A 14,136-nucleotide genomic window follows, 5' to 3' on the forward strand; every position below is an offset into this window, starting at 1 on the left:
TTCGTTGTAATCGATAAACTGGTCTTAATATTATTTAAAAGTTATTTTATTAAGAAGTTCTCTAATATTTTAATAACATTGTTTGTATTAGATTGGTATACTCTAAAGTCCATATTTTTTACTTGTTCTATTGCAAATTCAATTTCTTTAGTATCTGAAACCGCATAGATTATATTGGAATTAGCAAACTGTTCTATTATTTCGATCTGATGGTTATCAACATGCTCTCCAAACTCTTTCATTCTTGGAACGCCAATTACCTTCTTTTCCATTTTAACACCGTTAATTATTGAACCAGTTCCTCCATGTGTAATAATAATAGCGCTCTTCTCCATCACTTCTAAAAATTCCTCTTTATTTAAAAACTGCTTAAAAGAATATAGTTTGGGCTCATATGTTGAGTAACCAATTTGAGCATAAATTTCATCAGATTTAAGAAAATTTTTCCCTACTAAATGGTCTATTTCTTCTAATAATCTATTAAACTGAAATTTTTGAGAACCCACTGTAACAAATATCAATATATTCCGCCTCCGTAGATTGCATTAGGATAAAACTTTTTTAATTCTTCCCATTGAATTAAAAATAAATCTGCAATCCTATACATTATCCTTCCAGTAATTGTTGGAGAACTAATTTTTGAGAAGGATTCAATAAAAATTAGTTTTTTTCTAAACAACTTTGCTAATAAACAGATAGGTACTGTAGCTAAAGCACCAGTAGAAATTACAACATCGGGTTTTTCTTTAAAGAAAATAACAAATGATTCTATTATTAATATAAATAACTTAATGATAAACGTTTTTTCTCGTCTATTTATTTGAGTGACATCGTAAGCTTTTAAATTCTTTGAATTAAAGTTATATTGAGTTCTTTCTGTCAATATAAAACTGTCGTGTTTGTTCATTAATGGAAAAAGCATCATAAGTTGTTCTAAATGTCCACCCGAAGATGCTGCAAAACAGATTTTCAAAATTTATCCCTCTTTCACTTCTTCAATTAAACAAATTGTATAAATGGTACTCTTTTATTTAATTATTTCCATTGCTAAAGCTAAAAAACTTGAAAAAAATACCAAATTGATAATTTTGAAAAGTATAATTAATTTATACAAACACAAACTACTATTAAAAGGCAGCTTTAGATCCAAATAAAACAACAACTGTTTTTAGGACAATTTTTATATCAAAATAAATTGTTCTTTTTCGAATATACTGAATATCTAATTCGACCATTTCTTTAAATCCAACATTGTTTCTTGCAGTTACCTGCCATAAACCAGTACATCCAGGAGTAACTAGTAATCGTTGTTTATCGTATGATGAATATTCTTCCACTTCTCTTTCTAGAGGAGGCCGGGGGCCAACTAAGCTCATATCACCCTTTAATACGTTCCAAAGTTGTGGTAACTCATCAATACTTGTTTTACGAATAAATTTTCCGATTTTTGTAATCCGAGGGTCATTTTTTATTTTAAACATAGCCCCTGAGACTTCGTTTAAAGTTAGCAAATCTTTTAATCTCTCTTCTGCATCGGTGACCATTGATCTGAATTTATACATTTGAAATTCAGTTTCGTCTTTCCCGACTCGAACCTGCTTGAAAAAAACAGGTCCTTTTGGGTCTTCAATTTTTATTAAAATAGCTACAATCAAAAAAATGGGTAATAGAAGAATAAGTCCTAAAAGTGATCCTATAATATCTATTAATCTTTTCATTCTTAAATAACCCAAATTAGCATTTAATTGATCTGCTGTTAATAAGTGGTCAGATGATGCCGCTCTCTGCTCTACTGCTACAGCTTTCAAATTGGCTCCTCCCTTACTCTTATTATTCTTATATCTTTTGTTTTTCTAGTAGGTTCTCTATAAACTCTAAAACATCATCTTTTAGAGTTATATCATTCAAAGCAAACTCAATCGTCGTTTGGATAAAACCTAATTTCTCCCCTACATCGTATCGTTTACCTTCAAAGTCATAGGCAAAAACTCGTTGAATTTCATTTAATTTTTGTATAGCATCTGTCAGCTGAATTTCTCCACCTGCACCTTTTTCATGTTTTTCCAAAAACATAAATATTTCCGGAGTAAATATGTATCGGCCCATAATCGCTAAGTTGGAAGGTGCTGTTCCTTTTGCTGGCTTTTCGACGAAGTTATCTACTTCATAACGTCGACCGTTTTGGTTACTTGGATCGACAATTCCATAGCGGTGAGTTTCGCCTTCAGGAACTGTTTGTACACCGATGACAGAAGCTAAGGTTTTATCATATTCATTCATTAACTGTTTTAAGCAAGGTGTTTCTGCTTGGACGATATCATCACCTAACAATACAGCAAATGGTTCATTACCAATGAATTTTCTTGCACACCAAACTGCATGGCCTAATCCCTTTGGCTCTTTTTGTCTGATATAGTGAATATCCACTTTAGAAGGTGCTTGGACTTTCTCTAACAATTCAAATTTATTTTTCTCCATTAAATTATTTTCCAGTTCAAACGCGTTATCAAAGTGATCTTCAATTGCTCGTTTTCCTTTTCCAGTTACAATAATAATATCTTCAATCCCTGAAGCAACCGCTTCTTCAATAATGTATTGAATCGTAGGTTTATCCACTATAGGCAGCATTTCCTTTGGCATTGCTTTAGTCGCTGGCAAGAATCGTGTTCCTAAACCTGCTGCCGGTATAATCGCTTTACGTACTTTTTTCATTAAATATCAGACCCTCCAATTTTTTTTTGCCGAAAACCCCTGTAAAATAGTTTAATATAATCGAAATGTATAATATACTAATGTAAGCGTTTCCTGAATGGGGAAATTACTAAAAAAAGCTCAATAACTTCTTTTTAAATGGTACTGGTTTTACAATAGAGGGAACTTGCCCCTGAATAAGATGTTTAGCATTTTCTTTGAAATAAAATGTACGTTCGATTCCATATGTTTTTGTGATTGTTTCATAAGCCTCATGTAAAGTGAATCCCCTAGGGCCTATATTATGGGCATCAGTTGCAATAAATTGGGCTAAATTATGTTCTATAATTTTTTTTGAAAAAGACTTAACATTTTTCCCAAAGAGACCGATAATACTAGCAGAGGTAAGTTGTGTTAAGGCACCTTCTTGAACCAATTTAAATAATAGATTATGATTCTCTATCAATTCCTTGTTTCTTTCCGGATGTACAATTATGGGTGTTATCCCTTTTAACAACAGCTCATAGATCAGTTCTTGTGTGTATGTAGGCACATGTCCTGACGGGAGTTCTAGCAACAGATACTTACCGCTATTGTCAAGTGTTAGTACTTCTCCCTTTTCAAGTGAAACAAATAATTCTCTATGTATTCTCAATTCTTGTCCAGGATGAACAGCAAGAGGAATATTCTCTTGCTGCAAGCACTCATTTAACTCAAATACACGATCAATAATGTTATCCTTCACATTTACATATCTCTCATTTAAGTGATGTGGTGTGGCAAATAAATCGGTTATCCCTACTTCTACCGCTTTCTTTGCCATGGCCAAGCTTTCCTGCATATCCGGGGATCCATCATCAACTCCAGGGAGAATGTGGCAATGCAAGTCAATCAAATTCACACACTTCCTTTTTATAAATGGGATAATAGGCTTAATCACTTAGAATTCAGATAGGAATTAATACCCTGTTTAATGGTAGCATAAATAAATGCTATAAAATAGGGTATTAACTTGTCTTAATTTGTCGAAAAATATCTTATTTAGGATTGATAGTAATAATTGCTGGTATTTGATTCCATTCCATTCAAAACTACCCCAAGTAATGCCGTATTAGCCTTTTCTAAAAGTTCTTTTGCTTTTACTGCACTTTGTTTGTTTGTCTTGCCGCTTGCCACTACCATGATCACGCCATCACATTTATTAGCTACAATTTGAGAGTCAGTGACTAAAAGAACTGGCGGTGTATCAAAAATAATAAAATCATAGATATCTTTTAGTTCATTAATAGCTGTTTCCATCGCTTTGGAATTTAATAACTCTGAAGGATTAGGTGGTATCGGTCCACTTGTTAAAATATCTAAATTCGGAACATTTGAATTCAAGATATTTTTTCTTAAATCCATTTTCTTTGTCAATACGCTAGTAAGTCCATGTATATTACTAAGGTTAAACGCATAATGAATGGATGGTTTCCTTAAGTCCGCATCCACAAGTAATACTTTTTTCTCTTCTTGAGCTAAGACAATCGCTAAGTTGGCAGCTGTAGTCGATTTCCCATCATTAGGCTCCGCGGAAGTAACCACAATGGTTTTGATTTCTTTATCCACTGAAGAGAATTGTATGTTTGTCCTAATTATTCGATATTGTTCAGTAATAGGCGATTTAGGATTAGTTTGCGCAATTAAATTCACTTGTTTTTCATCTTTACTTCTCAAAAATCCCACTTCCTTTTCTTATGTTATTGAATGGTTCTTTATTTATGTTGCGATATTTTTTGAATGGATCCAAGTAATGGCAAATCAAGGAGTGTCTCAATATCCTTCTCGTCTCTAATCGTATTATCCATGTACTCTAGTAGGAATGCCAAGCCTATTCCAGCCATTAACCCAACTACCACCGCAATAGCGATATTCAATAATGGAGATGGTTTTACAGGTGTAGGATTTTCCTTTACTTCTGCCTTCGCAAATACGCTAACATTGTCGACATTCATTATATCTTTGATTTCCTTTTCGAATGTTCCAGACACTGCGTTTGCAATTTCGGCTGCTTTGGATGGATTACTATCTTGTACCGTTAAAGAAAAGACTTGAGAATTTTCTTGGCTGTTAATCGTAATTTTTTGACTAAGTTGATCCACGTTTTGTTCTAGTTCAAGATCATCAATGACCTTGTCTAAAATAGCAGGGCTTTTTATGATCACACTGTATGTATTGATTATGTCAATATTAGATCGTATTTGAGTAGAGTCAAGTTGGTTCTTCGATTGTTTCTGATTAACTAAAATCAGTGTGGATGATTCGTAAACAGGTGTTAATAAAAAATAAGATATTGCACCACTAATCAACGCGGCGATTAGTGTCAGTAGCGTTATTAACTTCCAACGTTTCTTTAATGTTTGAAAAATATCTTTAATACTAATAGTTTCTTCCATATTATCCTCCCAAAATGTTAAAAATGACCTATTGCATTATACCATGGTATTACCTATATTTATGTTTTTTCTAGAAAATTTACATGAAATTTACATTGAATGACTACTTTTTCAATAAAAAAATGCTTTCAATAATTATTAATAGTATTCCAAACGAAACATTTACAATTATTTGTGTCAATTTAGCATTTTCATATAAAACCCCGCCTAAAAACTCATTCAACGAATGGTTTTTTAGGCGGGCATTAAGTAAATATTAGTATACACTACAGCAACCTTGAGAACTAGTAATATTAGAAATAATTATGTAATATTAGTAATAATTATACAAAGCAAGAACTAACTAAATGCCTATAGAAACAAGAAAATCTGTTTATACATGTGATTGGGTCAATTATTTTAGTGCCTATTTATCATTAAAAATGAGGAAAAACTGTGTAAACTTAAAGTGGTGATAGTTAACAATATTGCTTAGTAACTATTAAAATATTCTTTTGAAAATATTAAATATTTAATAATACATATCAATGGTTAGGTGTGGTATATATGATAGGTTACCGTGTTAAAACGCTTAGAGAAGAAAAAAAGATGTCAATTAGTGAACTCTCAGCAAAATCTGGAGTGGCAAAATCTTATATAAGCTCACTGGAAAGAAACCTTCAAACAAACCCTACTATTTTAGTTTTGGAAAAAATCGCAAGTATCCTTTGTATAACTGTTGATGCCCTACTCTATGAACAAGTAGACCACAGCATGGATGATGAGTGGAAGGAAATCATGAAAGATATTATGGGTTCAGGAATTTCGAAAGAGGAAATGCGCGAATTTATCGAACATAGGAAATGTACTATTCGTTAAGCATGGAGAAATTATGCTAAGTTTTCTCTTTTTGTCTTTTTTGCTTATTAACATCGAAAAGCCCCACTAAGTATTCATGCTTCAAACTATTTCCAGAGAGGAAAAGTCGTTATATCCACTTTTCCCCTCATTATACCCTATTAGATAGACTACTAATGGAAGCATTCAACACAGAAGTAAAAACGTATAATCTGTATTTCTTATTTTTATAATTTAGATACAAATATTTGTGACATTACTTCAGCTTAAAATATTCATCCAACACCTCGAACCATATGTTATGCCCTTGATCATTGGGATGGACATTATCATTTGTTAATATATCAGCCAATCTCATATTCTCTTCTTTTAGTTTTTTTTCAATCCCTTCCATGCTATTCATATAAGTCCATTTATTTTTTTTAATAGCCCTCTCAGAAACTTTAATATAATCCACATAACTCAACTCTAAGCTATTCTCTGTTTTACTATTGGCCACTGGATTCGGTGAAATGATTAGAATCTTTGCATTCGGTAGCTCTTTTTGAAATTTTGACATGATGTTTTTTAAATCTTTTTCCGTCTGTTCCAAACTAATCGATTGATATTGATTGTTAATCAGGGGGTTTTCAAAAATAACCAGATCAGGATTATCATGAATGACCGCATCAATTTTTTTACCTTCTAACAAATCCTTTGTTGAATACCCCTCTTGGCCATGATTGATAAAACCTAATGTTTCTAATTCATCCCTATCAGAACGTAAACTCTTCTCTAAGCGTCCTGCCCAACTATTAGAAGAATTACTTGCACCGGTTCCTGAAGTACCATTACTGCCCATGAGGGATATAATAACCTTATCTTGTGTAAGCGACTTGTAATGCAGGTAATCTATTAGTGACTGCTGTTTATTTTTTTCTGGTTTTAAACTTTGTATCAAAGCTTCCCTATCTTCTTTTTCCTTTTCTATTATTTTTTCCTCAGCTTTTTTACCCTCTATCCCCGCTGCCTGACTCATGTTTTTCCAATGAAGATGACCATAAACCAATACTACTAAACAAATTCCAGCCATAAATAATAAACCATATTTCTTCATCTTTACCTCCAAATTTTTGAACGTTACGGACTGACATGGAAGTCTTAGCATTAGAATTCTTTCTATGAGCACTCTTAACAAGCAGTATTATTCTTTAGCGGCTTGTGATTTTCTATTTTTATCTGTTTTTCTCTTATTAATTATACCTATCATACTAACAGCAATAAAGGATGATTTTCCAAATAATTCCGACATCACTCGACTTTAATAATCAATAAATTATACCTATATTTTATATTAAAAAAAATCCAGCATTTCTGCTGGATACTCTAAAGTACAATCACTTAACCAAATTCAATACTTCTAGAACTCTACCATCTGAATTATAGTTAAAAGTGACCGTCTTATCATCATGAATGTGATAGGTTAAACCAAAAAACTCTCCGGTCTCTGGAAATCTTTGAATAAAATCATCAAGTTGTTCAGAATTTAGTCTAACTACCATAGGCTTCTTTCTACTATTTAGAGAATCTTCTTCCCTCTCCATTAATATCTCTGTACCCATAATTAACTCCTTTAATCTCTATCATTTTCCCATCATAATATACCTTATTAACTGGTAAATAAAAGGTCCTTAATTAAAATTTCACATTAATGATACGAACTCTTAACAACCACCCCGAATATCTGACAAAGTTACCATACTTTCCAAGGAGAATAATTGGTTTCCATTGGAGCTGCACGATAAAGATAACACTTTCAACATTTCATTTCTTATTTCCAAAGAGACCATTTCTATGAAGAGGCATGGCAATAATAATCTAAATTCCTTCTCAAACAGCGAGCTTCGCCATGGCTATGCTCTCGATTACGTGCTCTTGCTCCATCATCATCATCGAAGAAAAAGGTAAAATACGGTAGTGAATATCAATCATCATTTAAACCTCTTCTCCTCTTCGTAAGTCTATTCTCTTATTTATTTACCTAAATATAACACTTTTATTAATTTTTACAAATTTAATTAAGTATATTCTGAATATAAAGTGACCTCCATCCTAATTTTTTGTTTCTATAATAATTTTACGGACTAACTATTAGTCAATATTACTTAGATTCATAGTGATCACTTATTTTGTATTTCTAATTTTTATAGATTGTTCTCTATAACTTTAGTAAAATGAGAATGATAATTACTATCAATTAAGGAGAATAACTATTATGGGTGTACCCTTGTTAAAAGAAGAACTTCCGGTTTCTAATAAAATCTGGACGCGTGATTTTATTATGATTTTCTTAGCTAACTTCTTTGTTTTTTTATCCTTTCAAATGACTTCCCCGACCCTCCCGCTTTTTGTAAAAGAGCTTGGTGGAAATGAACGGTATATTGGGTTGGTTGCTGGGATGTTTCTATTTTCTGCTCTGATTGTCCGCCCCTTTGCTGGACAGGACTTGGAAACAAAAGGAAGACGTTTTGTTTTCCTGTTCGGTCTAGCCTTTTTGGCTGTAGCGATTGGGTCGTTTGGATTTATGATAAGTATTTTCCTGCTTTGTGCAATGAGGGTTGTCCAAGGGATTGGCTGGGGATATACGACCACCGCATCAGGTACAATTGCTACCGATCTTATTCCAGCAAAGCGCCGTGGTGAGGGAATGGGATACTTCACTTTATCGGGAAATTTGGCGATGGCTTTTGGACCTTCATTTGGACTTTTCTTAGCGGATGTGTTAACGTTTCAACAGTTGTTTCTGTTTTGCGGTGCATTAAGTCTAGCCGCTTGGATCATGGCTTCGACTATTTCCTATAAGAAAGTAGAACACCCTTCTGTTCCCGCTAAAACTAAAAGGTTTGACATATATGAAAAAAGCGCTGTTGCGCCGTCCATTCTTGTTTTTTTCATTACGGTATCTTTTGGTGGGATTGCCACCTTCTTACCACTTTATACAATGGAAAAAGGCCTGACTGGTATTCAAGTTTACTTTTTTCTTTACGCATTAGCTCTTATTTTCACACGAATGTTCGCTGGTAAAATCTATGATCGAAAAGGACATCAAGCCGTCTTCATTCCAGCTACCCTTTTTATCGTAGCGGCAATGCTACTTCTTGCCTGGATGCCAAGTAACATGATTCTGTATATTGCAGCCATTTTTTACGGCATTGGATTTGGTGCTGTCCAACCAGCTCTTCAAGCTTGGTCTCTTGAACAAGCAGCTCGTAATCGAAAAGGAATGGCTAATGCCACTTTCTATTCCTTCTTTGATCTTGGAATCGGTTTCGGTGCCATCCTCTTTGGACAAATCGGCTATCTGTTTGGCTATAAAAGTATTTACATAATGGCAGCAATCTCAGTTCTGATCTCCATTTTGGCTTACCTAGTGATTTTGAAAAAAAAATGAAGTAATTCTATGGATCATTTCTAAAATCTAAAAATCTTTCCACATTAACCGATAATATTTGTAGGGTACAATTTGGGGGGAATTCACATGAAAAAGTTTTGGCATACATTTAATATACGCTATTATGAAATCCTTTTTAGGGATTGTTTAAATGATAAAATGAAATGTGAATTTCAAAGAAAAATAGCTTATCATAAATATAAACTGGGTGAATTAAATTATGAATGCAGAAAAACATCCTGATAGATTAAGGAAGTTTAGGCCGTTCCATTTGGGCGGCTTTTTTCATGCAATGAAGAGATAGTGCATCTACCCCTACCTACTTCCTAATACACTAGGCCATGAATTCTTATCAGGTAAAGTTTTTTTTGATTCTATGTAAAGTTTGTAATGAATCTATGTGTATTTCGTAATTTTGTCGGAATCCTTGTTCGTTTCGTGGCTTTTAGTAGTATGATTGAAAAAAAGGGGGTTCTTGGGATGAATTTTTCGAAGTATATTGTCAAATTATTTTCAATTATACAAAAGGAAATACCAGTAACTCATAATAAATGTCACGTCTGTGACGGAACAGGTGCCTATGATATATATACGGACTGTCTTACGTGTAATGGAAAAGGGCTAATAAGTAAAATGGAGTATCATAGGATGATTGAGGAAGGTGAAATTTAATGGTTTCGTATAGGAAGAAACTTCGCGACAACTCTAATTCACCGACAGCTATCAATCTCAGTTATACTAACGAAATATGTGATATATGGAAGAACAATCCTTATTACTTAGTTTATTGTGAAGATCCATTCGGTAATATTATAGAACTTTATAGTCGAAGTACTGAAATGATGTATACAAATAAAGAGTAATGGTATATAAAAGTATTGGCATTTTTTAAGCTACCGAATTAGTTCTCGGAGGCTTTTTATTTATGTTTCGACTTTCCTTAACACCATCACAACTAATATGGTTGCAAATAATAAAGAAACAACTTCATCATTCTACCTCTCCACTTTCATCCCGCTCCCAAAGTTTACTTCAATAGAACACTCCCAGCTACTTAAAAAAATCGGCATAGATCTACAAGTTTTTTCCGGCTTTTTGCTTAGGAATTTTGACTGTGAATTTGCCTTTACTCGTTGATTTGGTAGAGCCTATGACATCAACTATTGGATCACGGATTTCAAATTCTGCTATGCAGTACAGTCATTATTAACCTTCTTATTGAATGTAGAGATCCCTTCCTTATCATCAACCATAATTATGACAACAAGACTATACATCCTTTTGGTTAAGCAATTCATTGTTCGTATTCCTTGCTAATCTTTCTAACTACCAAAGTATCCCCAGTTTGGAGATTCTCAAGAAGTTTATTAAACTCCCCCCTATTATTTTTCTGCCACTTGCTCTTAACACTAAATTGGATTATACTATATGGTAATATTTAACTATAATGTTATTTTATTAAATTTAGAGGAGATAAAATAGTTTCAAATTTACATTTAATAAAGTGCAACTTATTTATTATTAACATAGAGAATTTATCTTTATTATTTGACTTTATTCCTGTAGACATATTGAATTTCATTTGTATGTAACAGGGTGAAAAGGATCAATAAATTTTATATTTTTTAAGACGCACATTTACAACCTTGAGTAATATTATGGGCTAATATACTAGGAGTTTTTTAGGGGGGGATGATGTGAGTGTTAAAAAAAGTTAGCCTATTATTTCTTTTACTCGTACTTGTATGTAGTATTGGGGTTTTTTCTTCTGCATCTGCAGCAGAAGATAAAACAAGTAAGGTTGTCTATTTAACGTTTGACGATGGTCCGAATCAGTACACGCCAACAGTTTTAGATATCTTAAAAAAGAAAAAAGCAAAAGCGACCTTTTTTATGATTGAAGGAAATATTAAACGTAATCCAAAAACCGTAAATCGAATGATTAAAGAGGGAAATTATCCTGGGTTACATAGTGTTTCCCATGATAAAAAAAAATTATATAGAGGGAGTTCAAGTAATGTCGCAATCGAAATGGAGAAGACAAGACAAACGTTATTAAAGGTTTCAAAGTTTGACAGTAAGCTGACTAGAGTTCCATACGGTAGCAAACCCTATATGACAAAACCGTTTCGAGATACCTTAGCCAAAAAGGGGTTCAAAATGTGGGATTGGAATATTGATACACTAGATTGGAAGTATAATAAAACAAACCCTAGCAAGATAACGTCTAACGTTAAAGCAGGTTTGAAAGGAAAAAAAGGTCCAATCGTCATTCTTTTCCACGATTCAAAAGGAACCGCACAACAGCTTCCGGAGATTATTGACTATCTAAGATCACAAGGGTATAAGGTAGAGGTTTACAATCCAAAAAACCATATTGTCATGAATTTTTGGGAAGATAAAAGATTCTAGGATACCAAAAAAATCGAACACTAACATACATTGATGTTATATGAGAGTGCTAACCAAAGGTATCTAACGACCTAGGGTAGCAGATTTCTGAATTTCAAAGAAAAATAGCTTACCATAAATGTAAACTGGTTGATTTAAATAATTCACAAACTTCCTGATAGATTAAGGAAGTTAGACCGCTCCATTTGGGCGGCTTTTTTCATGCAATGAAGAGGTAGTTCCTATACCCCTACTTCCACACCCCTCTCAAAGTATAATTCACTAGAAAACTACCGGCTACATAAAAAAAAGCCTCCGATAATCGCTCAGAGGCTTTTTTCATTCATGTTCTGATCACTTTTTAACAGTAACTTTCCTTGACGCACTTACGTTTTTCGCTTTATCTTTGGCATAGATATATAGGTTTTTCCCTGCTTTTTGCTTAGGGATTTTGACCGAGTATGTGCCTTTACTCGTTGCTTTGGCAGAGCCGATGACTTTTTTAGATGCTTTTACGTATACAGTGGAGTTGGCTTCTGCTTTGCCGGTTACTTTTGTCGTTTTTGTTGTTACTGTATTGACTGACGGTATACTGGGTGCTGTTTTGTCTGCGACGGTGACTTGTTTGACCGAGCTCGTATTTCCTGCCTTGTCGGTTGCTGTTACGGATAGAACTTTACCGGCCTTTTGTTTTTTTGTCATCGTAACGGTGAACTTCCCTGAGCTATTGGACTTTGCTTTTCCAAGCGCAGTGCTGCCCATTTTGACAGTAACGGTAGAGCCTGCTTCCGCTTTGCCAGTTACTTTTGTCGTATTGTCACCGACACTATTTACAGTCGGTTTCGTAGGTGCTGTTTTATCTTCTACCTTAACTGAAACAGGAACACTTTTATTTCCCGCATTATCGACAACTCTAGTATAGATAGTCGTGCCAGCTGTCTGTTTAGCGATTGTCGCTGAAAACGTCTTTTCCCCGTTAATCTTCACTGTGGCGAGTGTTTTTTCATTGGTATAAATGGAAAGGGTGCCTGTTTTGAAATCACTTGGAATTTTCCCTTTGATCAACGTATCCTTATCAGAAATCGGCGTCACAGTTGGCCTGGTCAGCGTCTTCATTTCAAGCGCTTTTTTGGCATTCACCCGTCCATTTCCATAGTATATGTCTTTCCCTTTTGTACCTAGGTCAATAGCTGAATCATAGAGACGGTATTCCACCTCATATTTAGTGAGTTTTGGCTCATTGGACCAAATCAGTGCTGCTACACCGGCCACCATAGGCGTAGCCATTGATGTTCCACTCATCCAGCCATATCTATCACCAGGTAAAGTAGAAAGAATATAGTCGCCAGGGGCGGCAATATCGACTGTTGAATGATAGTTGGAATAACTAGTACGCTTATCTTTTGAATCGGTAGCGGCCACAGAAATGACATGACTGAATGCAGCTGGATACACGCGCTGTACACTTTTCCCCATATCTCCTTCATTTCCGGCAGCTGCGACAATCAATAAGCCTTTACTATAAGCCTCTTGGACAGCCTTGTTTAATGCTTCCGAATAACGGGTGTCGCCTAGACTCATATTAATAATGTCTGCCCCTTGCTGAACGGCATAATGAATAGCCTCGATGATATCAGCCGTATCGGCATATTCGCCTTTAAAAACGTTAATCGGCATAATTTTAATGTTTGGTGCAACACCTGTTCCACCTAAGTCATTGTTGGCAGAACCTGCGATGATTCCTGCAATATGTGTTCCATGTTCCCCTACTGGTACAATATTCTTCCGATTGCGTACCGCATCATAGGGATGGTCGATTTTCCCTTTTAAATCTTCGTGATTACGATCAATTCCATCATCAATGATGGCCACGACCATTTCTTTTGAGCCCATGGATTTTGTCCATGCAGCTTGTGTACCAAGTGTTTTGTGATGCCACTGGTCTATGTAGGCTGGATCGTTCGGGCTTTCCATCTTCTTAAAAAGATAGTTAGGCTCTGCATATTCTACATTCTTCTGATCTTCTAGTTCCTCGATAAGATTGTCGGTTGTTTCCCCTTTAGGAACGTCGACCGTCTCTATTAAATCTCTGATTGGCTCATTGTTCGTCTCTTTATATTTGACAAGAACACCGTCAGTTTGTGGACTCTCTGCAGCTTCTGGCTGGTAGCTTGGTAGAATCATAAGTATTAATATAACTGAAAGGCTCAACTGAATGAATTTGTGCATAAAATCACTCCAAAAGTATGATTAAGAATAGATATGGATGAGGTTTGATACTTGAACCAACTCTACTATTATTCCTAATTAGATTGTATACCTAGTGATTTAGATTTACTAACCTTTTCATCT

At 34.4% G+C, this 14,136-nt stretch carries 14 protein-coding genes; 4 read left to right on the top strand and 10 right to left on the bottom strand.

The window, feature by feature from the left end; genetic code table 11:
- Nucleotides 1-41: 41 nt before the first annotated feature.
- From pssE to AKG34_RS16585, 7 genes are all read right to left on the bottom strand, one after another.
- The gene (gene pssE, locus AKG34_RS16555; protein WP_053347093.1) at nt 42-521 is read right to left on the bottom strand and encodes a PssE/Cps14G family polysaccharide biosynthesis glycosyltransferase; all 480 of its coding nucleotides are present in this window, start codon (nt 519-521) and stop codon (nt 42-44) included.
- The gene (gene pssD / locus AKG34_RS16560; protein ID WP_053347094.1) at nt 518-973 is read right to left on the bottom strand and encodes a PssD/Cps14F family polysaccharide biosynthesis glycosyltransferase; all 456 of its coding nucleotides are present in this window, start codon (nt 971-973) and stop codon (nt 518-520) included. The genes pssE and pssD overlap by 4 nt, the downstream gene beginning before the upstream one ends.
- 154 nt (nt 974-1,127) lie before the next feature.
- Nucleotides 1,128-1,808: a sugar transferase gene (locus AKG34_RS16565; protein WP_053347095.1), complete on the bottom strand. Its 681-nt coding sequence runs from the start codon at nt 1,806-1,808 to the stop codon at nt 1,128-1,130.
- Nucleotides 1,809-1,836: 28 nt separating this feature from the next.
- Nucleotides 1,837-2,712 (bottom strand): UTP--glucose-1-phosphate uridylyltransferase GalU, encoded by an 876-nt coding sequence (gene galU / locus AKG34_RS16570; RefSeq protein ID WP_053347096.1) that lies wholly within the window; start codon nt 2,710-2,712, stop codon nt 1,837-1,839.
- Nucleotides 2,713-2,821: 109 nt separating this feature from the next.
- Entirely contained in the window at nt 2,822-3,592 is a 771-nt protein-coding gene (locus AKG34_RS16575) for a tyrosine-protein phosphatase (protein WP_407946263.1), read from the bottom strand.
- A gap of 140 nt (nt 3,593-3,732) precedes the next feature.
- On the bottom strand, nt 3,733-4,407 hold the full coding sequence (locus AKG34_RS16580) for a CpsD/CapB family tyrosine-protein kinase (RefSeq protein ID WP_330219152.1): 675 nt from the start codon (nt 4,405-4,407) through the stop codon (nt 3,733-3,735).
- 38 nt (nt 4,408-4,445) lie between these two features.
- Nucleotides 4,446-5,126 (bottom strand): YveK family protein, encoded by a 681-nt coding sequence (locus tag AKG34_RS16585; protein ID WP_053347099.1) that lies wholly within the window; start codon nt 5,124-5,126, stop codon nt 4,446-4,448.
- Between the two features lie 546 nt (nt 5,127-5,672).
- Here AKG34_RS16585 and AKG34_RS16590 point away from each other — a divergent pair.
- Nucleotides 5,673-5,984 carry a helix-turn-helix domain-containing protein gene (locus AKG34_RS16590; RefSeq protein WP_053347100.1) on the top strand — a complete coding sequence of 104 codons (312 nt, stop codon included), beginning with the start codon at nt 5,673-5,675 and terminating at the stop codon, nt 5,982-5,984.
- A gap of 235 nt (nt 5,985-6,219) precedes the next feature.
- On the opposite strand, the gene AKG34_RS16595 is transcribed toward AKG34_RS16590, so the two are convergent.
- Nucleotides 6,220-7,059, bottom strand: a complete 840-nt coding sequence (locus AKG34_RS16595; RefSeq protein ID WP_053347101.1) for an SGNH/GDSL hydrolase family protein — start codon at nt 7,057-7,059, stop codon at nt 6,220-6,222.
- A gap of 280 nt (nt 7,060-7,339) precedes the next feature.
- Complete coding sequence (locus AKG34_RS16600) at nt 7,340-7,564, bottom strand: hypothetical protein (RefSeq protein WP_053347102.1); 225 nt, start codon at nt 7,562-7,564, stop codon at nt 7,340-7,342.
- A gap of 653 nt (nt 7,565-8,217) precedes the next feature.
- On the opposite strand from AKG34_RS16600, the gene AKG34_RS16605 reads away from it, so the two are divergent.
- The 3 genes from AKG34_RS16605 (at nt 8,218) to AKG34_RS16620 (ending at nt 11,805) form a co-directional block, all read left to right on the top strand.
- Nucleotides 8,218-9,393 carry an MFS transporter gene (locus AKG34_RS16605; protein ID WP_053347103.1) on the top strand — a complete coding sequence of 392 codons (1,176 nt, stop codon included), beginning with the start codon at nt 8,218-8,220 and terminating at the stop codon, nt 9,391-9,393.
- A 480-nt stretch (nt 9,394-9,873) separates the two neighbouring features.
- Nucleotides 9,874-10,065 carry a hypothetical protein gene (locus tag AKG34_RS16610; protein ID WP_053347104.1) on the top strand — a complete coding sequence of 64 codons (192 nt, stop codon included), beginning with the start codon at nt 9,874-9,876 and terminating at the stop codon, nt 10,063-10,065.
- 1,029 nt (nt 10,066-11,094) lie between these two features.
- Nucleotides 11,095-11,805: a polysaccharide deacetylase family protein gene (locus tag AKG34_RS16620; protein WP_152952300.1), complete on the top strand. Its 711-nt coding sequence runs from the start codon at nt 11,095-11,097 to the stop codon at nt 11,803-11,805.
- A gap of 333 nt (nt 11,806-12,138) precedes the next feature.
- On the opposite strand, the gene AKG34_RS16625 is transcribed toward AKG34_RS16620, so the two are convergent.
- Nucleotides 12,139-14,013: a S8 family peptidase gene (locus AKG34_RS16625; RefSeq protein WP_053347106.1), complete on the bottom strand. Its 1,875-nt coding sequence runs from the start codon at nt 14,011-14,013 to the stop codon at nt 12,139-12,141.
- Nucleotides 14,014-14,136: the final 123 nt, after the last annotated feature.

The organism is Peribacillus butanolivorans (assembly GCF_001273755.1).
Taxonomy (GTDB): domain Bacteria; phylum Bacillota; class Bacilli; order Bacillales; family DSM-1321; genus Peribacillus; species Peribacillus butanolivorans.

Excerpts from the sequence above, each read along its gene's own strand:
- galU (WP_053347096.1), bottom strand. The coding sequence starts at position 2,712 with ATGAAAAAAGTACGTAAAGCGATTATACCGGCAGCAGGTTTAGGAACA.
- AKG34_RS16610 (WP_053347104.1), top strand. The coding sequence starts at position 9,874 with ATGAATTTTTCGAAGTATATTGTCAAATTATTTTCAATTATACAAAAG.
- AKG34_RS16585 (WP_053347099.1), bottom strand. The coding sequence starts at position 5,126 with ATGGAAGAAACTATTAGTATTAAAGATATTTTTCAAACATTAAAGAAA.
- AKG34_RS16595 (WP_053347101.1), bottom strand. The coding sequence starts at position 7,059 with ATGAAGAAATATGGTTTATTATTTATGGCTGGAATTTGTTTAGTAGTA.
- AKG34_RS16625 (WP_053347106.1), bottom strand. The coding sequence starts at position 14,013 with ATGCACAAATTCATTCAGTTGAGCCTTTCAGTTATATTAATACTTATG.
- AKG34_RS16605 (WP_053347103.1), top strand. The coding sequence starts at position 8,218 with ATGGGTGTACCCTTGTTAAAAGAAGAACTTCCGGTTTCTAATAAAATC.
- AKG34_RS16590 (WP_053347100.1), top strand. The coding sequence starts at position 5,673 with ATGATAGGTTACCGTGTTAAAACGCTTAGAGAAGAAAAAAAGATGTCA.
- AKG34_RS16600 (WP_053347102.1), bottom strand. The coding sequence starts at position 7,564 with ATGGGTACAGAGATATTAATGGAGAGGGAAGAAGATTCTCTAAATAGT.